Source organism: Haloechinothrix salitolerans (assembly GCF_042662605.1).
Taxonomy (GTDB): Bacteria; Actinomycetota; Actinomycetes; order Mycobacteriales; family Pseudonocardiaceae; genus Haloechinothrix_A; species Haloechinothrix_A salitolerans.
The window spans coordinates 3155361-3173946 of the sequence record NZ_JBHSXX010000001.1; the positions used below are offsets into that span (position 1 = coordinate 3155361).

Annotated in this window: 19 protein-coding genes; 18 read left to right on the forward strand and 1 reads right to left on the reverse strand. The window is 67.8% G+C overall.

Translation table 11 applies throughout. From position 1 onward, the window contains the following. Positions 1-108: 108 nt before the first annotated feature. Positions 109-885 (forward strand): IclR family transcriptional regulator domain-containing protein, encoded by a 777-nt coding sequence (locus ACFQGD_RS14970; RefSeq protein ID WP_345398706.1) that lies wholly within the window; start codon positions 109-111, stop codon positions 883-885. 36 nt (positions 886-921) lie between these two features. Beyond that, the gene (locus ACFQGD_RS14975; protein WP_345398709.1) at positions 922-1800 is read left to right on the forward strand and encodes a dioxygenase family protein; all 879 of its coding nucleotides are present in this window, start codon (positions 922-924) and stop codon (positions 1798-1800) included. A 57-nt stretch (positions 1801-1857) separates the two neighbouring features. Here the strand turns inward: ACFQGD_RS14975 and catC are convergent, their stop codons facing one another. Continuing rightward, positions 1858-2142 carry a muconolactone Delta-isomerase gene (catC, locus tag ACFQGD_RS14980; RefSeq protein WP_345398712.1) on the reverse strand — a complete coding sequence of 95 codons (285 nt, stop codon included), beginning with the start codon at positions 2140-2142 and terminating at the stop codon, positions 1858-1860. Positions 2143-2263: 121 nt separating this feature from the next. On the opposite strand from catC, the gene ACFQGD_RS14985 reads away from it, so the two are divergent. The 16 genes from ACFQGD_RS14985 (at position 2264) to ACFQGD_RS15060 (ending at position 18581) form a co-directional block, all read left to right on the forward strand. Further along, positions 2264-2824, forward strand: coding sequence for a flavin reductase family protein (locus tag ACFQGD_RS14985; protein ID WP_345398715.1), 561 nt, complete (start codon positions 2264-2266; stop codon positions 2822-2824). 68 nt (positions 2825-2892) lie between these two features. Next, entirely contained in the window at positions 2893-4413 is a 1521-nt protein-coding gene (locus tag ACFQGD_RS14990) for a 4-hydroxyphenylacetate 3-hydroxylase N-terminal domain-containing protein (RefSeq protein ID WP_345398807.1), read from the forward strand. A gap of 75 nt (positions 4414-4488) precedes the next feature. Beyond that, positions 4489-5268: a dioxygenase family protein gene (locus ACFQGD_RS14995; protein WP_345398718.1), complete on the forward strand. Its 780-nt coding sequence runs from the start codon at positions 4489-4491 to the stop codon at positions 5266-5268. Positions 5269-5288: 20 nt separating this feature from the next. Next, positions 5289-6056 carry a dienelactone hydrolase family protein gene (locus tag ACFQGD_RS15000; RefSeq protein ID WP_345398721.1) on the forward strand — a complete coding sequence of 256 codons (768 nt, stop codon included), beginning with the start codon at positions 5289-5291 and terminating at the stop codon, positions 6054-6056. Between the two features lie 52 nt (positions 6057-6108). Continuing rightward, entirely contained in the window at positions 6109-7230 is a 1122-nt protein-coding gene (locus tag ACFQGD_RS15005; protein ID WP_345398724.1) for a muconate cycloisomerase family protein, read from the forward strand. Between the two features lie 146 nt (positions 7231-7376). Further along, positions 7377-8420: an N-acetyl-gamma-glutamyl-phosphate reductase gene (gene argC / locus ACFQGD_RS15010; protein ID WP_345398727.1), complete on the forward strand. Its 1044-nt coding sequence runs from the start codon at positions 7377-7379 to the stop codon at positions 8418-8420. Between the two features lie 5 nt (positions 8421-8425). Continuing rightward, on the forward strand, positions 8426-9649 hold the full coding sequence (gene argJ / locus ACFQGD_RS15015) for a bifunctional glutamate N-acetyltransferase/amino-acid acetyltransferase ArgJ (protein WP_345398730.1): 1224 nt from the start codon (positions 8426-8428) through the stop codon (positions 9647-9649). Beyond that, the gene (gene argB / locus ACFQGD_RS15020) at positions 9646-10566 is read left to right on the forward strand and encodes an acetylglutamate kinase (RefSeq protein WP_345398733.1); all 921 of its coding nucleotides are present in this window, start codon (positions 9646-9648) and stop codon (positions 10564-10566) included. The genes argJ and argB overlap by 4 nt, the downstream gene beginning before the upstream one ends. Next, positions 10563-11744: an acetylornithine transaminase gene (locus ACFQGD_RS15025; RefSeq protein WP_345398736.1), complete on the forward strand. Its 1182-nt coding sequence runs from the start codon at positions 10563-10565 to the stop codon at positions 11742-11744. The genes argB and ACFQGD_RS15025 overlap by 4 nt, the downstream gene beginning before the upstream one ends. Before the next feature lies 1 nt (position 11745). After that, positions 11746-12669, forward strand: coding sequence for an ornithine carbamoyltransferase (argF, locus tag ACFQGD_RS15030; protein WP_345398739.1), 924 nt, complete (start codon positions 11746-11748; stop codon positions 12667-12669). Beyond that, complete coding sequence (locus ACFQGD_RS15035) at positions 12666-13178, forward strand: arginine repressor (RefSeq protein ID WP_345398742.1); 513 nt, start codon at positions 12666-12668, stop codon at positions 13176-13178. Before argF ends, ACFQGD_RS15035 begins: the two co-directional genes overlap by 4 nt. Before the next feature lie 23 nt (positions 13179-13201). After that, on the forward strand, positions 13202-14632 hold the full coding sequence (argG, locus tag ACFQGD_RS15040; protein ID WP_345398745.1) for an argininosuccinate synthase: 1431 nt from the start codon (positions 13202-13204) through the stop codon (positions 14630-14632). Next, positions 14632-16041: an argininosuccinate lyase gene (argH, locus tag ACFQGD_RS15045; protein ID WP_345398748.1), complete on the forward strand. Its 1410-nt coding sequence runs from the start codon at positions 14632-14634 to the stop codon at positions 16039-16041. Before argG ends, argH begins: the two co-directional genes overlap by 1 nt. 182 nt (positions 16042-16223) lie before the next feature. Then, complete coding sequence (locus tag ACFQGD_RS15050) at positions 16224-16829, forward strand: DNA-3-methyladenine glycosylase (RefSeq protein ID WP_345398810.1); 606 nt, start codon at positions 16224-16226, stop codon at positions 16827-16829. Positions 16830-17019: 190 nt separating this feature from the next. Continuing rightward, complete coding sequence (locus tag ACFQGD_RS15055; RefSeq protein ID WP_345398751.1) at positions 17020-18105, forward strand: helix-turn-helix domain-containing protein; 1086 nt, start codon at positions 17020-17022, stop codon at positions 18103-18105. Further along, positions 18102-18581: a PIN domain-containing protein gene (locus tag ACFQGD_RS15060; protein WP_345398754.1), complete on the forward strand. Its 480-nt coding sequence runs from the start codon at positions 18102-18104 to the stop codon at positions 18579-18581. The genes ACFQGD_RS15055 and ACFQGD_RS15060 overlap by 4 nt, the downstream gene beginning before the upstream one ends. Positions 18582-18586 lie beyond the last annotated feature (5 nt).

Consider the following 18586-nt stretch of genomic DNA (forward strand, 5'->3'; position numbering starts at 1 on the left):
CAGGCCGTGACCAGCGATCTTCCTGCCGTACGGCCACAACTCGTGACCGAAGCTTTACGCTAGGCGTGACATGGGTTCGGCACCTTAGCGGCCACACGGGAGAACTCGATGGCGAAGCCGGAGAATCGCGGCGACTACGTGCAGTCCATTGAGCGGGGCCTTTCGGTCATCCTGGCCTTCGCCGACCATCACCCGCAGCTGAGCATCTCCGCGTTGGCCGAAGCGACGGGGTTGAGTAAGCCGACCGTGCGGCGTATCGCGCTGACCTTGGAGGAGCTCGGCTATCTGCGGCGGGACGGCAGGCTCTATTCGCTGACGCCGCACGTGCTCGCACTCGGCAACGCGTACCTGTCGTCGATCGATCTCACCGAGGTCGCCCAGCCGTACATGGAAGAGGTCACCAGCAAGACCGGGCAGACGTGTTCGATGGCGGCACTGGACGGCGAGGACGCGGTGCAGATCGCGCGCGTGCCCGCCGGGCGAGTTCTGAGCATCACGCTGACGACAGGGACACGGTTACCCGCGTACGCGACCTCGATGGGGCGCGTCCTGCTCGCAGGCCTGACCGACGGGGAGATCGAGCGTTTCCTCGCGCAGGTGACGCTGCACCCGCTGACGCCGAGAACTACGACCGATCCGGACCGGCTCCGCGAGATCCTCCTGACGGTACGGGAACAGGGCTGGGCGCTGGTGGACCAGGAGCTCGAGGAAGGGGTCCGCTCGTTCTCCGCGCCGGTGCGGGACTCGACGAATCGGGTCGTCGCCTCACTGAGCATGTCCTGCCATGCCGCCACGGTGAGCCTAGCGACCATCCACGACGAGTATCTGCCCATCCTCGTCAAGGCCGCCGGAGAGATCAGCTCGCGCCTGGGAGCCACCTTGTAGCCGCGAGCCACCCGCGATCGTCGGAAAGGGGCGATCATGGCTACCGATTTCACCGAAGACAACGCCGCCGACGCGGTCGTCGACAGCTTTGCCGACACTCCCGATCCCCGGTTGCGCACCGTGATGAGCAGCCTCGTTCATCACCTGCATGGCTTCGTGCGGGACGTCGAGCCCACGCTAGGGGAGTGGGAGCGGGCCATCGAGTTCCTGACCGCCGTGGGGCAAAAATGCGACGACAAACGCCAGGAGTTCATCCTGCTCTCCGACGTACTCGGCGTGTCCATGCTGGTGGAGACGATCAACGCACGGGGAGCGCCCGAGGCCACCGCGTCGACCGTGCTCGGCCCTTTCCATGTGGTCGAGTCACCGCGACGCGAGCTCGGTGACAGCATCGACCTACTCGGCGGCGGGGAGCCGTGCGTGATCACCGGGCGGGTGCGTTCCGTTGACGGCACGTCGTTGCCCGGTGCGTGGCTGGACGTCTGGCAGGCGAACGACAGAGGGTTCTACGACGTCCAGCAGCCGGACGTGCAGCCGGAGGGCAACGGTCGTGGGCTGTTCACCGCCGACGGCGACGGCGCCTTCTGGTTCCGTACCGTAGTGCCGAGCTACTACCCGATACCGACCGATGGCCCTGTTGGCCGGCTGCTGACCGCTACGCGGCGACACCCCTACCGCCCGGCGCACATCCACTTCATCGTCAGCGCTGACGGCCATATCCCGGTCACCACCCACGTGTTCGTCGCCGACAGTCCCTACATCGACGGCGACGCGGTGTTCGCGGTGAAGCGGAGTCTGATCCGCGAGTTCCGGGAGATCGACGACGAGGACGAGGCGACGCGCTACGGCGTATCAGCCCCGTTCCGCCTTGCCACCGTTGAGTTCGTACTGGAGCCCCGTGAGCAGGACGGATGAGGGCTGTGACCGGCGTCCTCGGCGACGATCGCGTCCCTGTGGACTAGCCCGGTGCTCTCACGACTCCGGCAGTGCGGACGGGTGCCGCGCCAGCGGAGTCACCTCGATATCGAGGTAGGGGAACAACGGCAGGCTCGAGAGGATGTCGTGGAGTTCCTCGTGCGAGTCGACGTCGAAGATGCTGATGTTCGCGTACCGGCCCGCGACTCGCCAGAGATGCCGCCACGTACCCGCACGCTGCAGCTCCTGCGCTCGTTGCTTCTCGGCGCGCTTGAGTTCGTCCGCGATCTGGGGATCGAGGTCGGGCGGGAGATTCACCCGCATCGCGACGTGAAAGAGCATCCGGTCCTCCTGTTATGCCTGTTGAACCGGTCGACCACGAGGCGACTCCGTTCGGCTTGACACCCAGTGTGGCCTGCACCACACTAACGTATGTGACCGGATAGCGTCCAAACTATACGCAATGCGTACAGATTGGCGGGACGTCGCCGTGCGGATCGACTCACGATCGCTGCGAACATGCCTCGGCTACTTCGCGACTGGTGTCACGGTCGTCACCGTGGAAGCCGACGGCGAGGCTCACGGAGCCACGGTCAACGCGTTCACCGCGGTATCCCTTGAGCCGCCGCTCGTGCTGGTATCGCTGGATCGCGACACCAAGATCTGCAAGTACCTCGACGATCGGCCGTTCACGGTCAACGTGCTACGTGATTCGCAGGACGACGTGGCGCTGAACTTCGCGGGCAAGCCGATGTCCGATCCGGTGCGGTGGGAGTGGCCTGGCGGCGAATTGGCGCCGCGGCTGGCTGGGTCGCTCGCCGCGATCGCGTGTACCCCGTGGCGCAGCTACGACGGTGGTGACCACGTGCTGTATCTGGGTGAGGTCGTCAACATCGAGCATCGCGGTGGCGAGCCGCTGGTGTTCTACTGCGGCAAGTTCCGTCATCTCGGTTCCGCGTTCGCCGAGGTTCCGTGGCTGGAGTCCGCCGACTACCCCGGCCTGTCGTGGTTCCCGTCCAGCTGATCACGCCGAAGTTATCCGCGTGAAGGGAGCGGAAAGTGACCACACAGCAGGAAACCGCAGCCGAAAGGATGGCCAATCGTGCCAAGCGTCCGATGACGGGTGATGAGTACCTGGAGAGCTTGCGCGATGGCAGGGACGTCTTCATCTACGGCGAGAAGGTCAAGGACGTGACCACACACCCGGCCTTCCGCAACGCGGCGCGCATGACGGCACGACTGTACGACGCCCTCCACGATCCGGAGAAGCAGTCGGTCGTCACGGCGCCAACCGACACCGGTAACGGCGGTATCACGCATCCATTTTTCCGTACTCCGCGCTCGCGGGAGGATCTCTACGCTGACCGCGACGCCATCGCCGAGTGGGCGCGGATGACCTACGGCTGGCTGGGCCGTAGCCCGGACTACAAGGCAAGTTTTCTCGGCACGCTCGGCGCGAACGCCGAGTTTTACGAGCCGTACAGCGAGAACGCGCGTCGCTGGTACACCGAGTCACAGGAGCGGCTGCTCTACTGGAACCACGCGATCATCAACCCGCCCGTCGACCGCAACCGGCAGCCCGACGAGGTGAAGGACGTCTTCGTGCATGTCGAAGAGGAGCGCGACGACGGCCTGATCGCTTCCGGTGCGAAGGTCGTGGCGACCGGCTCTGCGATCACGCACTACAACTTCATCGCCCACTACGGGCTCCCGATCAAGACGCGGGAGTTCGCGCTGGTGTGCACGATTCCGATGAACGCGCCCGGGATGAAGCTGATCTGCCGCGCGTCCTACGCGCAGACAGCCGACCAGATGGGCAGTCCGTTCGACTACCCGCTGTCGTCGAGGCTGGACGAGAACGACACGATCTTCGTGCTGGACAAGGTGAAGATCCCGTGGGAGAACGTGTTCATCTACGGTGACCCGGAGAAGGCGAGCACCTTCTTCCCAGGTTCGGGTTTCCTGCACCGATTCACCTTCCACGGCGTGACCCGGCTCGCCGTCAAGCTCGACTTCATCGCTGGCTTGCTGTTGAAGGGCGTCGCGGCGACCGGCACGAAAGACTTCCGAGGGATCCAGACCCGCGTCGGCGAGGTCATTGGCTGGCGCAACATGTTCTGGGCGATCTCGGACGCGATGTGCGCGCGGCCGGACGAATGGGTCGATGGTGCGGTGCTGCCGCACCTGGACTACGGACTGGCGTACCGCTGGTTCATGACGGTCGGGTATCCGCGCATCCGCGAGATCATCCTGCAGGACCTCGGCAGCGGGCTGATCTACCTGCCCTCGCACGTCAAGGACCTCAAGTCGCCGGAGATCCGGCCGTACCTCGACCGCTACCTGCGCGGCACGGACGACATGGACGCCGTCGAGCGGATCAAGCTGATGAAACTGATCTGGGACTCCATCGGCACCGAGTTCGGCGGCAGGCACGAACTGTACGAGCGCAACTACTCCGGCAACCACGAGGGCGTGCGCGCCGAGTTGCTGTTCGCCGCCCAGGAGTCCGGCATGGCCGACGACATGACTGGCTTCGCCGAGCAGTGCATGGCCGAGTACGACCTGGACGGCTGGACCGTGCCCGATCTGTTCAACCCGGACGGCGACCGCTGACGTCTCGCACGACCACCGAACCAGCGGCGCGAGCGCCATAGCGGTACCCGGCGCTCGGCCGGAAAGGAGCTGATCATGACTACCGAGCGTGTCGCGACCGTTGTGGGTGACCTCGTCAACCGGATCAACGATGCGATCGCCAAGCATGAAGTGACCTACGACGAGTACCGCGCGGCGGTGAACTACCTCATCCGGGTCGGCGAGGCCGGGGAGTGGCCGCTGTTCACCGACGTGTTCTTCGAGCACACGGTGGAGCAGCTGAACCAGGGTGAGGGCGGCACCATCATGGGGCCGTACTACGTCCCGGACGCGCCATGGCTGGAGCGCCCGTACGTGTTGCCGATGCGCGAGGATGAGAAGGGTGATCCGCTGATCCTGTCCGGGACCGTACGTTCCACGAGCGGTGATCCCATACCCGGCGCGGTGCTGGACATGTGGCAGGCGGACGCTGACACCAACTACTCGAACATCCAGCAGGAGCCGCCGCCGTTCAACCTGCGGGGCAAGATGACCACCGACGAGAACGGCGAGTTCGAGGTCCGCACCATCGTGCCGCCGTACTACCACTTGCCACGCGGTGGACCGATGGAGGAACTGCTCAAGGCGGCGGGCTGGCACGACTTCCGGCCGGGGCACCTGCACTTCATCGTCTCCGCCGATGGCTACACGCCGCTGACGACCCAGCTGTACTTCGAAGGCGACCGGTATCTCGACTCGGACGTCGCCAGTGCGGTCAAGCCCGAGCTGATCCTGACCCTGCGGGAGCACGACTCGCCTGAGGAGATGGATGCGCGCGGGATGACAAAGCCCTTCTTCACCACGTCCCACGAGTTCCGGCTCAAGCCGGCGGGGTAACGGCGCTCGGGGGAGGTTATATGTGTCATCCGGAAGATGTCGACAAGCCGGTTCCCGGGGTCGCGCGAGAGGAGGTCGGGATTTCGCTGGCGTCGGGGGAGCGGCTACCGGGGTCGTGCTGCCGTCCAGAGCGCGGGCGCGGCCCAGGGATCCTGCTGATCTCGGACATCTACGGGCGGACACCGTTCTACCAGCACCTGGCGGAGCGGCTCGCCGGCGCGGGCTACGTCGCGCTGCTGCCGGATATGTTCTTCCGGCTCGGTCCGCTGCCGGAGGTCACCCGAGACGCGGCGTTCGCCCGCTGGGACCGGCTCGACGAACATCAGGCACTGTCCGATCTGGAATCCGCGATCGGGTGGTTGCGCCAACACGCGGACTCGCGGACGTCGACGGTGGGGCAGCTCGGGTTCTGTCTCGGCGGCACGTTCGCCCTCGACCTGTGTGCCCGGCTCGACGACTTGGCGACCGTGTGCTACTACGCGTTCCCGAAGAGCAGGAGCGGGCCCAACCAAGCCCCACGTCCGATAGACATCGTCAACGCCATCCAGGGACCGATCCTGTCGTTCTGGGGCGATGCCGACTACATCGACCTCGATGAGGTGCGCGAATTCTCGGACGAGGTGCGTGCGCACGGCATCAGCTACGGCGACGAGATCTACCCGGGTGCGGGGCATGGCTTTCTGAGCGGGCTCATCGAGGACAGCGACAACACCGGCGCGGCAACGGACTCCTGGTCCAAGACGCTCGACTTCTATGCCGCGCATCTCACGGGCGCGCGTGTCAGCTGACTCTGGCCCGCGCATGGACCAGCGCCGACTACGTTAAGGAGCCCCTTTCGCGATGACCCGGCTCACCGTCGAGTCCGTCAACACCGCCATCATCGACCTGCCGCTGCGGCGACAGCACCGGTTCTCGTCACTGACGATCGACCACCAGAGTTACGTGCTGGTCCGGGTGCGCACCGCCGAGGGGATCGAGGGAATCGGCGAGGCCGTCGTCCCCGGCGGGCCGTGGTGGGGTGGCGAGTCCATCGAGGGCATTAAGGTGGCCATCGACACCTACCTCGGGCCGTGCCTGACTGGGCGGGACGCCACCCAGGTGGAGTCGCTGCGCCGCGAGATGGACCGACTCGTCCACGGCAACCCGTTCGCCAAGGCCTCGGTCGAGATGGCGTTGTTCGACGCCTGGGGCAAGGCGCTCGGCGTCCCCGTCTACGACCTGTTCGGCGGGCTTTATCGGGAGACGATCCCGGTGACGTGGGCGCTTGGCGCCGACGACGCCAAGGTCGTCATCGACGAGATCGAAGGCAAGCTCGACGCGGGGCTGCACGCCAGCTTCAAACTGAAGATGGGTGCGGAAGCGCCCGCGCGCGACGTCGCGCGCGTCCTGGACGTGACGCGGGCGCTCGCGAAGCGCACCAGTCTGCGAGTGGACCTGAACTGCGCCTGGGACGAGCTGGCGGCGACGCGATGGCTGCCGGAACTGGAAGCGGGCGGAATCGAACTGGTGGAACAGCCGGTTCCTGGGTGGAACGTCGACGCGCTCGCGCGGCTCAGTGCGCTGCTTCAGATCCCGATCATGGCCGACGAGAGCGTGTGGAGTCCGCAGGACGCCTTCTCGCTGGCACGCGCGGCCGCCGCCGACGTCTTCGCCCTGAAGATCCCGAAGTCGGGCGGTCTCACGATGGTCCGTCGCGTCGCGGACATCGCGGCCGCGGCCGGTATCGGCTGTCACGGCGGGACGACGATCGAGAGCTCCATCGGCACCGCGGCGAGCGCCCAGTTGTACGGTGCGTTGCCCGAGGTCACCGAAGGGAGCGAGCTGTTCGGTCCCCTCCTGCTCGCCGACGACGTCGTCGCCGAAGGGCTCGAGTACCGCGACGGGAATCTGCATGTCCCGAGCGGCCCCGGCATCGGCGTCACCCTTGATGAGGACAAGGTCCGCCACTACACCCGTGAGTGACGTCGCGCCCGGCGTCACAAGGCGGGAACGTGAGCAGTTGTGGTCGTCTGAACGACCAGAATCGCTCACATTCCACACCGCGCCAGTGACACAACGCACCCGAAATCGATTTGAGTAGCTTTGCATGGTAGTGCATACTCATACACATGACGGTTACGGTCGCTGTTGCAGGGGCAAGCGGATACGCCGGGGGCGAGCTTCTGCGCCTGCTGCTCACCCACCCCGACGTGCGCATTGGCACGCTCACCGCGGGCGGGAACGCGGGCACCCCGCTGGGGCAACATCACCCGCACCTCACGCCGCTCGCTGATCGAACGCTCGCCGACACCACGCCCGAAGCGCTCCGCGGCCACGACGTGGTGTTCCTCGCCCTGCCGCACGGCCACAGCGCCGAGCTCGCCGGGCAACTCGGCGACGACACCCTGGTCGTTGACCTCGGTGCTGACCACCGGCTCACCGACGCCGACGCATGGCACCGCTGGTACGGCGGCGAGTACGCGGGCGCCTGGCCATACGGACTGCCCGAACTGCCGCTACCGGACGGCAGCGTCCAGCGCGGCGCGCTCCGGGACGTGCGTCGCGTCGCCGTGCCCGGCTGTTACCCGACCGGCGGCACCCTCGCCGTCGCGCCGGCGCTGCATACCGGGCTGATCGAGCCGGACGTCACCGTCGTGTCGGTTACCGGCAGCTCCGGGGCGGGCAAGGCGCTCAAGCCGCACCTGCTCGGCGCCGAGGTGATGGGCTCGGTCAGTGCCTACGGCGTCGGCGGAGCGCACCGGCACACGCCCGAGTTCACCCAGAACCTCAGCCGTGCGGCGGGGCAGCGCGTGTCGGTGTCGTTCACGCCGGTGCTCGCGCCGATGCCGCGCGGCATTCTCACCACCGCGAGCGCGCCGCTCACCGCCGGCATGGACGCTGACGCTGTCCGTGCGATTTACGCCAAGACGTACGCCGAGGAACCGTTCGTGCACGTGTTGCCGGAGGGCTCCTGGCCGACGACGGCGGCGACGGTTGGCTCGAACAACGTCGTCATACAGGTCACGGTGGACGTCGACACCCGCAGGCTGGTCGTCATCGCGGCCATCGACAACCTCACCAAGGGCACGGCTGGTGGCGCGGTGCAGTGCATGAACCTCGCGCTCGGCCTGCCGGAAACCGCAGGACTACCCACGACAGGAGTCGCACCGTGACCGATGTGACCACTACCGTCGAGCCAATCGCAGTACCCGGCGTGTCCACCGACAGCGGCGTCACCACGCCCGCCGGATTTCGCGCGTCCGGCATCGCCTCGGGGATCAAAGACAGTGGGGCACTCGACCTCGCCCTTGTCGTCAACGATGGCCCTAAGCAGGACGCGGCTGGCGTGTTCACCCGCAACCTCGTCAAGGCCGCGCCGGTGCTGTGGTCGCAGCAGGTGCTCACCGAGCGCAGGCTGCGCGCGGTGGTGCTGAACTCCGGCGGCGCCAACGCCGCGACCGGCCCCGAAGGCTTCCAGGACACGCACGCCACCGCCGAGAAGGTCGCCGAGGCGTTGACCAGCGACGAGCAGGAGGTCGGAGCCATCGAGGTCGCGGTGTGCTCCACCGGCCTGATCGGCGAGCGGCTGCCTATGGACGCGCTGCTGCCTGGGGTTGATACGGCGACGTCGGCGCTGTCCAGCAGTCCGGAGTCGGCGCTGCACGCCGCGACCGCCGTGATGACCACCGACTCGCGACCCAAACAGGCCAATGCCAGTCATCCGGGCGGCTGGAGCGTCGGTGGCTTCGCGAAGGGCGCGGGGATGCTCGCGCCGAACCTGGCCACGATGCTGTCCGTGATCACCACCGACGCTGCGCTCAGCGGGGAGGCGCTGGACACGGCGCTGCGGGCGGCGACGAAGGCGACGTTCGACCGGCTGGACGTCGACGGCGGCACGTCCACCAACGACACCGTGCTGTTGCTCGCCTCCGGCGCGAGTGGTGTCACCCCGTCGCTGGACGACTTCATCAGCACGCTCACCGACGTCTCCATGAGTTTGGTGCGGCAGTTGCAGGCCGACTCCGAGGGCGTGACCAAGCTGGTCGACATCACCGTGACGGGCGCGGCCAGCGACGGGGACGCCGTCCGAATCGGACGCACCGTCGCGGAGGACAACCTGGTCAAGACCGCGCTGTTCGGTTCCGACCCGAACTGGGGCCGGGTCGCCATGGCCGTGGGCCGCAGCGACGCGCGGGTCGACCCGTCGATGCTGTCGATCACGATCAACGACGTCCCGCTGCTGGCCGACGGTGTCCCGGCGCAGGATCGCTCCACTGTGGATCTCAGTGGTCCGCACGTCGAGATCGCGATCGGTGTCGGCGACGGCGACCACGCGGCCACGATCTACACCACCGACCTCTCCCACGGCTACGTCGAAGAGAACAGCGCGTACTCGTCATGACCCCAAGCGAACAGACCATTCTCGCCGACACTCGGCTCGCCACGGCGGGGCAAAAGGCGGAAGTGCTGATCGAGGCGCTGCCGTGGTTGCAGCGATTCCACGGCGCGACCGTCGTGATCAAGTACGGCGGCAACGCCATGATCGACGACGAGCTGAAGCAAGCGTTCGCGCAGGACATGGTGTTCCTGCGGCTCGCGGGCATCCGGCCGGTCGTCGTGCACGGCGGCGGCCCGCAGATCTCGGCGATGCTGGACCGTCTCGGCATCGACGGCGAGTTCACCGGGGGCCTGCGCGTCACGACGCCGGAGACGATGGACGTCGTCCGCATGGTGCTCACCGGGCAGGTCAGCCGCGAGCTGGTTGGTCTGATCAACGCCCATGGCCCCTACGCGGTCGGCATCTCCGGCGAGGACGCACACCTGTTCACCGCCACCCGCAAGCAGGCCACAGTGGACGGCGAACACGTCGACATCGGACTCGTCGGCGAGGTCACCAGCGTCAATCCCGACGCGGTGCTGGACATCGTCAACGCGGGCCGCATCCCTGTTGTGTCCACCGTGGCCCCGGACGCGAACGGCGTCGTGCATAACGTCAACGCGGACACGGCGGCCGGTGCGCTCGCGGCGGCACTGGGCGCGGAGAAACTCGTCGTACTCACCGACGTCGAAGGCCTCTACGCCAACTGGCCCGACCGGTCGTCGCTGATCGACAAGGTACGAGTGGATCGGCTCGAAGAGATGCTGCCCGGCCTGGCCAGCGGCATGATCCCGAAGATGGAGGCGTGCGTGCACGCGGTGCGCGGCGGCGTGGGGCGGGCGCACGTGATCGACGGCAGGCTCGCGCACTCGGTGTTGTTGGAAGTGTTCACGTCGAGCGGAGTCGGCACGATGGTGCTGCCGGAACAGGAGCGGGCATGACGGCGCAGCAGCGGTGGCAGGCCGCGATGATGGACAACTACGGCACGCCCGCGCTGGAGCTGGTCCGGGGTGAGGGCGCGACCGTGTTCGACGCCGACGGCACGCCGTATCTTGACCTGGTCGGCGGCATCGCGGTGAACGCGCTCGGCCACGCTCACCCGGCCGTGGTCAAGGCCGTGTCTGAGCAGGTCGCCACGCTCGGGCACACGTCGAACCTCTACATCAACCCGGTCGCGCTCTCGCTTGCCGAGACGCTGCTCGACGTCGCGGGGCTGAGCGGCAAGGTGCTGTTCTGCAACTCGGGCGCGGAAGCCGTCGAGGGCGCGACCAAGATCACCCGGCTCACCGGCAAGTCGAAGTTGGTCGCCTGCGACGGTGGCTTCCACGGCCGCACCATGGGGGCGCTGAGTGTCACCGGGCAACCATCCAAACGGGAACCGTTCGAGCCGTTGCTGCCCGACGTCACGCACGTGCCGTTCGGGGACGCCGCCGCGCTGGAGTCCGCTGTGGACGGTGACACCGCCGCGGTGTTCATCGAGCCGGTGCTCGGCGAGGGCGGCGTCGTGCCAGCACCCGACGGGTTCCTGCAAGCCGCGCGGGAGATCACGTCGAACGCGGGCGCCCTGCTGGTGCTGGACGAGGTGCAGACCGGGATCGGCAGGCTCGGCAGCTGGTTCGCCTTCCAGCAGGCTGGCGTGACGCCGGACGTCATCACGCTGGCCAAGGGACTCGGCGGCGGCCTTCCGCTGGGCGCGGTGATCGGTGTCGGCGAGGCGGGCGAACTGCTCAAGCCTGGCCAGCACGGGACGACGTTCGGCGGCAACCCCATCGCCTGCGCGGCGGGCCTCGCGGTGATTCGCACCATCCGCGAACACGGGCTGCTGGACCACGTCGACACACTGGGCAAGGACCTCGCGGCGGGTGTGGCCAAGCTGGACCACCCGCTGGTGTCCGAGGTGCGGGGGACCGGGCTGTTGCAAGGCATCGGCCTGACGAAGCCGGTCGCGCCCGCCGTGGCCACCGCCGCGCAACGGGCGGGCTATCTCGTCAACCCAGTGCGACCGGACACGATCCGGCTCGCTCCACCGCTGATCATCACCGAGCGGCAGGTCGTGGACTTCCTCGCGGCGCTGCCCGCCGCACTCGATCACGGACTTCAAGCCGGACAGGAGAGCTGACATGCCACGCCACTTCTTGCGGGACGACGACCTCACTCCCGCCGAACAGGCCGAGGTACTCGACCTCGCCGACACGCTGAAGGCGGACCCGTACGGCACCCGCACTCTCGAGGGCCCGCGCGCGGTCGCGGTGATCTTCGAGAAGAACTCCACCCGCACCCGGTTCTCGTTCGAGGTCGGTATCGCGCAGCTCGGCGGTCATGCCGTCGTCGTCGACGGTCGCGCGATGCAGCTCGGCCGCGAGGAGACTATCGAGGACACCGCGCGGGTCCTGTCCCGGTACGTCGACGGCGTGGTGTGGCGGACGTTCGCGCAGGAGCGGATGAACCACTTCGCCGACGCCGCGACCGTCCCGGTGGTCAACGCGCTCACCGACGAGTTCCACCCCTGCCAGGTGCTCGCGGATCTCCAAACGATCCGGGAGCGCAAGGGCACCCTCGCCGGGCAGACGTTGACCTACCTCGGTGACGGCGCCAACAACATGGCGCACTCGCTGCTCCTCGGCGGTGTCACGGCTGGCCTGCATGTGCGGATCGCCGCGCCGGCGGAATTCCACCCGCTGCCGTGGGTCCTGGATCTGGTGCGGGCACGGGCGGCGGACACCGGCGGCTCGGTAGGCGTCTTCACCGACCCCGTCGCGGCGGTCGACGGCGCCGACGTCGTCACTACCGACTCGTGGACGTCGATGGGACAGGAGAACGACGGCAAGGACAGGGTGGGGCCGTTCCGGCCGTTCCAGGTCAACTCGGAGCTGCTGGCCAAGACCGGCAAGGACGACACCATCGTGCTGCACGACCTGCCCGCGCACCGGGGCGCTGAGATCACCGACGAGGTGATCGACGGCCCGGCCAGCGCGGTGTGGGACGAGGCCGAGAACCGGTTGCACGCCCAAAAGGCACTGCTGGTGTGGTTGCTGAGCCGATGACCAGAGCGGGGCGGCAGGCGCGGATCATCGAACTGGTCTCGACCCGGGGCATCCGGAGCCAGACCGAGCTCGCCAAGATCCTCGCGGCGGACGGCATCGAGGTCACGCAGGCGACGCTGTCGCGGGACCTCGACGAGCTGGGCGCGGTGAAGCTGCGCGCGGCCGACGGCGGCGCGCCCGTGTATGTCATCCCGGAGGACGGCAGCCCGGTCAAGGGCGTGCAAGGTGGGACGTCACGGCTGTCCCGGCTGCTCGGCGAGCTTTTGGTGTCGGCCGAAGGCTCGGCGAACATAACCGTGCTGCGCACCCCGCCCGGCGCGGCGCAGTTCCTGGCGAGCGCGATCGATCGTGCCGCGCTCGGCGAGGTCCTCGGCACCATCGCGGGTGACGACACCGTCATGGTGATCGCCCGCGACCCGGCCGGTGGCGACGCGCTCGCCAGCCTCCTCACCTCATTGGCCGATGGGGCGGGCGGCGGGAACGCACGCGGCCACACCCACGACGACTGACTCAGAAGCGAAGGAAGAGGAAATTGAGCAAGGTTTTGATGTCCCTGCCCAAGGGAGAGCGCGTCGGCATCGCCTTCTCCGGCGGGCTTGACACCTCTGTGGCCGCGGCCTGGATGCGCGAGAAGGGTGCGATTCCGTGCGCCTACACCGCCGACATTGGGCAGTACGACGAGTCCGACATCGACGGTGTCCCCGATCGTGCGAAGGAGTACGGCGCGGAGATCGCCCGCATCCTGGACCTCAAGCCGCAGCTCGTCGAGGAGGGCCTCGCGGCCCTGGCCTGCGGCGCGTTCCACTTGCGTTCCGGCGGTCGCGCCTATTTCAACACCACGCCGCTCGGCCGCGCTGTGACCGGCACGATGCTGGTCCGCGCGATGCACTCCGACGGTGTCGATATCTGGGGCGACGGCTCGACGTTCAAGGGCAACGACATCGAGCGGTTCTACCGCTACGGCCTGCTGGCCAACCCGGAGCTGCGCATCTACAAGCCGTGGCTGGACCCGGACTTCGTGCGCGAGCTGGGCGGTCGGCAGGAGATGAGCGAGTGGCTGACCGAGCACAACCTGCCGTACCGCGACCCGGCGGAGAAGGCGTACTCCACCGACGCCAACATCTGGGGCGCCACCCACGAGGCCAAGACGTTGGAGCACCTTGACGTCTCGCTGGAGACGGTCGAGCCGATCATGGGTGTGCGGTTCTGGGACCCAGCGGTGAAGATCGCGCCCGAGGACGTCACCGTGCGGTTCGAGGCGGGCCGTCCCGTCGCGATCAACGGCAAGCGCTACGACGACCCGGTCGCCCTGGTCATGGAGGCCAACGCCATCGGCGGTCGTCACGGCCTCGGGATGTCCGACCAGATCGAGAACCGGATCATCGAGGCCAAGTCGCGCGGCATCTACGAGGCACCCGGCATGGCGCTGCTCTGGGTCGTCTACGAGCGGCTGGTCAACGCGATCCACAACGAGGACACCATCGCCAACTACCACTCCGAGGGCCGCAAGCTCGGGCGGCTGCTCTACGAGGGCCGCTGGCTCGACCCGCAGTCGCTGATGCTGCGGGAGGCGATTCAGCGGTGGATCGCGTCGCTGGTCACCGGCGAGGTGACGCTGCGGCTGCGGCGCGGCGAGGATTACACGATCCTGAACACCGAAGGCACGAACTTCTCGTACCACCCGGAGAAGCTGTCGATGGAGAAGGTGTCCAACGCCGCGTTCGGTCCCACCGACCGGATCGGGCAACTGACCATGCGCAACCTCGATATCGCCGACTCGCGCCACAAGCTCGAGTTCTACGCCGAACAGCCGCTCGACCAGGGCCAGGTCCTCGTCGAGAACGGCACACTGTTCGGCGAGCTTCCCGCTGGGGGCGCCGACCGGATCACGGCCAATCCGGAGGCTTCGCACGACACGCAGACGTCGTTGGACGAGGCCGCGATGGAAGCCGGGACCGACTGATGGCAGGCGACGTGAAGCTGTGGGGCGGCCGGTTTGCCAGCGGGCCAGCCGAGGCGATGGCGAAGCTGTCCGCCTCGACGCACTTCGACTGGCGGCTCGCGCCCTACGACATCGCCGGTTCCCGCGCGCACGCCCGCGTGCTGCACTCGGCTGGGCTGCTCACCGCCGATGAGCTGGAGCGGATGCTGGCCGCGCTGGACACCCTCGAAACGGACGTCGCGTCGGGGGAGTTCACGCCGACCATCGCCGACGAGGACGTCCACACCGCGCTGGAGCGTGGGCTTTTGGAGCGCGCGGGCGTCGAGCTGGGCGGCAAGCTGCGCGCCGGTCGGTCGCGGAACGACCAGGTGGCGACGCAGTTTCGGATGTGGCTCCGCGACGCCGCGCGCCGGGTCACCGCGGGCACGCTGGACGTCGTGGACGCGCTGGTCACGCAAGCCAAGGCCCACCCTGACGCCGTGATGCCCGGACGCACGCACCTGCAACACGCCCAGCCGGTGCTGCTGGCGCACCATCTGCTCGCGCACGCGCAGGCGTTGCTGCGGGACGTCAGCAGGCTGCGTGACTGGGACGCCCGCACCGACGAGTCGCCGTACGGTTCCGGTGCGCTCGCCGGGTCGTCGTTGGGGCTCGACCCGGAGGCGGTGGCGGCTGACCTGGGCTTCGGCGCGGCGGTGGAGAACTCCATCGACGGCACGGCGTCGCGGGACTTCGCGGCGGAGTTCGCGTTCGCGGTGGCGATGCTCGGCGTGAATCTGTCGCGGATCGCCGAAGAGGTGATCATCTGGAACACCGCGGAGTTCGGCTACGTCACGCTGGACGACGCCTGGGCGACCGGCAGCTCGATCATGCCGCAGAAGAAGAACCCGGACGTCGCGGAGCTGACGCGCGGCAAGTCCGGGAAGCTGATCGGTAATCTCACCGGTCTGCTGGCGACGTTGAAGGCGCAGCCGCTGGCGTACAACCGGGACCTGCAAGAGGACAAGGAGCCGGTGTTCGACTCGGTCGCGCACCTGGAGCTGCTGCTGCCCGCGATCGCCGGGATGGTCGGCACGCTCACGTTCCACACCGAGCGGATGGCTTCGCTTGCTCCCGCCGGTTTCACGCTGGCCACGGATATCGCGGAGTGGCTGGTGCGCCAAGGCGTGCCGTTCCGGGTCGCGCACGAGGCGTCGGGGGAGTGCGTCCGGGTGGCGGAGTCCCGCGACGTCGGGCTCGACGAGCTGACCGACGACGAGTTGGCGGGCATCAACCCCGCGCTGACACCCGCCGTGCGCGAGGTGCTGACGGTGGCCGGGTCGATCGCCTCCCGTGACGCCCACGGTGGCACCGCCCCCGCCCGGGTCGCGGAGCAGCTCGGTCGGGTGGAGAAGCGGGTCGCGGACGCCCGCGCCTGGAGTGGCGAGTAGCGCGGCTGGCCCCGGGCGGCGCGGTGGTCTGGCCGGGCACCTTGGACCGCACGACTCTCTCGGGACGCGACGCTCGACTCCGGCAAGCGAAAGATCAACGCGCACGGAGCGGTGCGCACGCCGGCATGGCGACGACGTAGGCTCGCCGCGTGTCGCCACACCGTGATGTCACCACCGACCTGATGCCGCGTGCCGAGCTGGCGATCGACCCGGTCGAGGCCGCCGCGCGCCTGCTCGGCTGCACCCTGGAGTCCACGACGTCCGAGGGCACCGTGGCCGCCCGGATCGTGGAGGTCGAGGCCTACCGGGGGCTGGACGATCCGGCGTCCCACTCCTACCGGGGCAGGACCGCCCGCAACGACGTCATGTGGGGACCGGCGGGTCACCTGTACGTGTACTTCGTCTACGGGATGCACTTCTGCGCCAACATCGTGTGCCTGACCGACGGCGTGCCCGGCGCGGTGCTGCTTCGGGCGGGCGAGATCACGTCAGGCATCGAGCTGGCTCAGCAGCGCAGGCCCGCCGCGCGCAACCATCACGACCTCGCGCGCGGGCCCGCGCGGCTGGCATCGGCGTTGGGGCTTGTCCGGGAGCACAACGGCGTCGACCTCACCGACGGGGCGTCGTCCGTGCGGCTCTACGAGGCGGAGCCGGTGGCGGACGAACGCATCCGCAGCGGGCCGCGTGTCGGTGTCGCGGCGGCGAAGGACACGCCGTGGCGCTTCTGGCTTCCGGACTCCCGCGCGGTGTCGACCTACCGGCGCCACGAGAAGCGCCGCCGCGCCTGAGCCCGCGAGTTCCTCGCTTTGGTGCCGCGAGTTCCGACTTCCAGCCCGGCGAGTCCCGCCCCTGTTGGCGCGGGTAGCACTCTAATCGCGGTGAGTTTTACCTCTGATACCGATTAGCGCGTTAGCCAATGTCGGGTGGTCGCGCTGTATAGTACTTGACATGTGCGAAAATCGCACGACCATGGGAGATGTGAGCTGGACTGAGATTGGCGAGCGTATTCGGGACTGCCGCTTAGCCGCTGGCATGTCGCAGATCGGGCTTGCTCGAGCGGTCGGCTTGGACCGCACGATGCTCGCCAAGATCGAAGCGGGAGCACGCCGTGTCGACGCGCTGGAGTTGGCTCGGTTCAGCGCGGTGCTCGGCGTCCCGATGGAGCAGTTCCTTGAGGATCGGCCGCTCGTGCTGTCCCGGCGCGCGCAACTCGCCGAGGAAGCCCAGACTGACGTCGATCAGCAGGCGTACTGGTTGGAAGCCAAGCTTCTGGAATGGCGCGAGGATGTCAGGCAACTCGTCGAGACGGGGCTGCTTCAACCAACCCGGCCGATGGTCTACGAAGAACCTGTCGAGAACCTGGATTCGGCGCGGGAGGCCGCTCTGTGGCTTCGTGAGCGAATCGGAAAGCCGCTCGAACCGATTGAGACAGTGATGGCGGTGTGTGAGCAGGCAGGACAGCTTGTATTAGTGACTGACCTGCCAGGCGAGGGTGCGTCGCTGGTCGACGGGGATCTCGCGGTCGCCGTCGTCAGCCGGATCACGGATCCCGGACGTCGCAGGGCAACCGCAGCGCACGAGCTCGGCCATCTCGTACTTGGCGATGAGTACTCCAGTGACCTTGGTGTCGCTTCCTCCCGAGAGGATCGGGAAAGGGTTGTCGATGCCTTCGCAGCAGAGTTTCTGGCACCTCGCGAACTCTTCGCGAAGCAGTTCTCGAACGAACAGGCTGACGTGCGGAGCTTGCTGATCAGAATAGCCGCGGAGTATCGAATCTCCTGGTCGATGGCCGTCCGGCAGGCTGAGTTGGCCGGCGCGTTCGATGCCGCCGGAGCCCGTCGCCTGCGATTCGCGAACCCGACGCGCGCTGAGTTCATGGAAGCTCTTGGCTGGGCGCCGCAGACGGACCTCGAATCCGTGACGGTGCCGCCAAGCTACGCCCACGCTGTCATTCAGGCGTGGGGCCGGGACCTGATCACCTCGGAGCGAGCGGTCGAACTCATGCACGGCCAGCTCGCGCTGGAGGATCTTCCGACGCGTGACGACCAGGGGCATGCCCCGTGACAGCGCAGCCGTCGCTGATCTTCGACACGACCGTCCTGTCCCACTTCGCCCGCGCTGATCGCCTCGACGTGCTGTGTGACCTGGTTATCGCGGAGACGTGCGGCACGACTGAGGTAGTTAAACAGGAGCTGCGTCAAGGCGCCGTCGACTACCCGGAGTTGGCCGATGCGCTTGACCTCGCATGGTTGGTCATTCTCCCACTGGACTCGGGGGAGGCGTTGGTGAGCTTCGCGGCAGCTGAGCAATGCGGCGGAACGGTGATAACGGACGACCGCGACGCGGTACGGGTCGGCCGGGCACACGGTCTCGACGTGCATGGCACGATCTGGCTGCTTGCCGCCGCCTGCAGGAACGGCAAACTGACTGAGGTCAGCGCGAGCAACCTCATCGACACACTGCGTGCGACGAACCTGCGGCTGCCCTGCACCGGCGCTGAGTTCGGCGTCTTCGTCCGCGACCACGGTCTGCTTCCGTAGCCGGA

Excerpts from the sequence above, each read along its gene's own strand:
- ACFQGD_RS15000 (WP_345398721.1), top strand. The coding sequence starts at position 5,289 with ATGTGTCATCCGGAAGATGTCGACAAGCCGGTTCCCGGGGTCGCGCGA.
- ACFQGD_RS14995 (WP_345398718.1), top strand. The coding sequence starts at position 4,489 with ATGACTACCGAGCGTGTCGCGACCGTTGTGGGTGACCTCGTCAACCGG.
- argB (WP_345398733.1), top strand. The coding sequence starts at position 9,646 with ATGACCCCAAGCGAACAGACCATTCTCGCCGACACTCGGCTCGCCACG.
- argH (WP_345398748.1), top strand. The coding sequence starts at position 14,632 with ATGGCAGGCGACGTGAAGCTGTGGGGCGGCCGGTTTGCCAGCGGGCCA.
- ACFQGD_RS15005 (WP_345398724.1), top strand. The coding sequence starts at position 6,109 with ATGACCCGGCTCACCGTCGAGTCCGTCAACACCGCCATCATCGACCTG.
- ACFQGD_RS14975 (WP_345398709.1), top strand. The coding sequence starts at position 922 with ATGGCTACCGATTTCACCGAAGACAACGCCGCCGACGCGGTCGTCGAC.
- catC (WP_345398712.1), bottom strand. The coding sequence starts at position 2,142 with ATGCTCTTTCACGTCGCGATGCGGGTGAATCTCCCGCCCGACCTCGAT.
- ACFQGD_RS15035 (WP_345398742.1), top strand. The coding sequence starts at position 12,666 with ATGACCAGAGCGGGGCGGCAGGCGCGGATCATCGAACTGGTCTCGACC.
- ACFQGD_RS15050 (WP_345398810.1), top strand. The coding sequence starts at position 16,224 with ATGCCGCGTGCCGAGCTGGCGATCGACCCGGTCGAGGCCGCCGCGCGC.
- argC (WP_345398727.1), top strand. The coding sequence starts at position 7,377 with ATGACGGTTACGGTCGCTGTTGCAGGGGCAAGCGGATACGCCGGGGGC.
- ACFQGD_RS15025 (WP_345398736.1), top strand. The coding sequence starts at position 10,563 with ATGACGGCGCAGCAGCGGTGGCAGGCCGCGATGATGGACAACTACGGC.
- ACFQGD_RS14985 (WP_345398715.1), top strand. The coding sequence starts at position 2,264 with ATGCGTACAGATTGGCGGGACGTCGCCGTGCGGATCGACTCACGATCG.
- argF (WP_345398739.1), top strand. The coding sequence starts at position 11,746 with ATGCCACGCCACTTCTTGCGGGACGACGACCTCACTCCCGCCGAACAG.
- ACFQGD_RS14970 (WP_345398706.1), top strand. The coding sequence starts at position 109 with ATGGCGAAGCCGGAGAATCGCGGCGACTACGTGCAGTCCATTGAGCGG.
- ACFQGD_RS14990 (WP_345398807.1), top strand. The coding sequence starts at position 2,893 with ATGGCCAATCGTGCCAAGCGTCCGATGACGGGTGATGAGTACCTGGAG.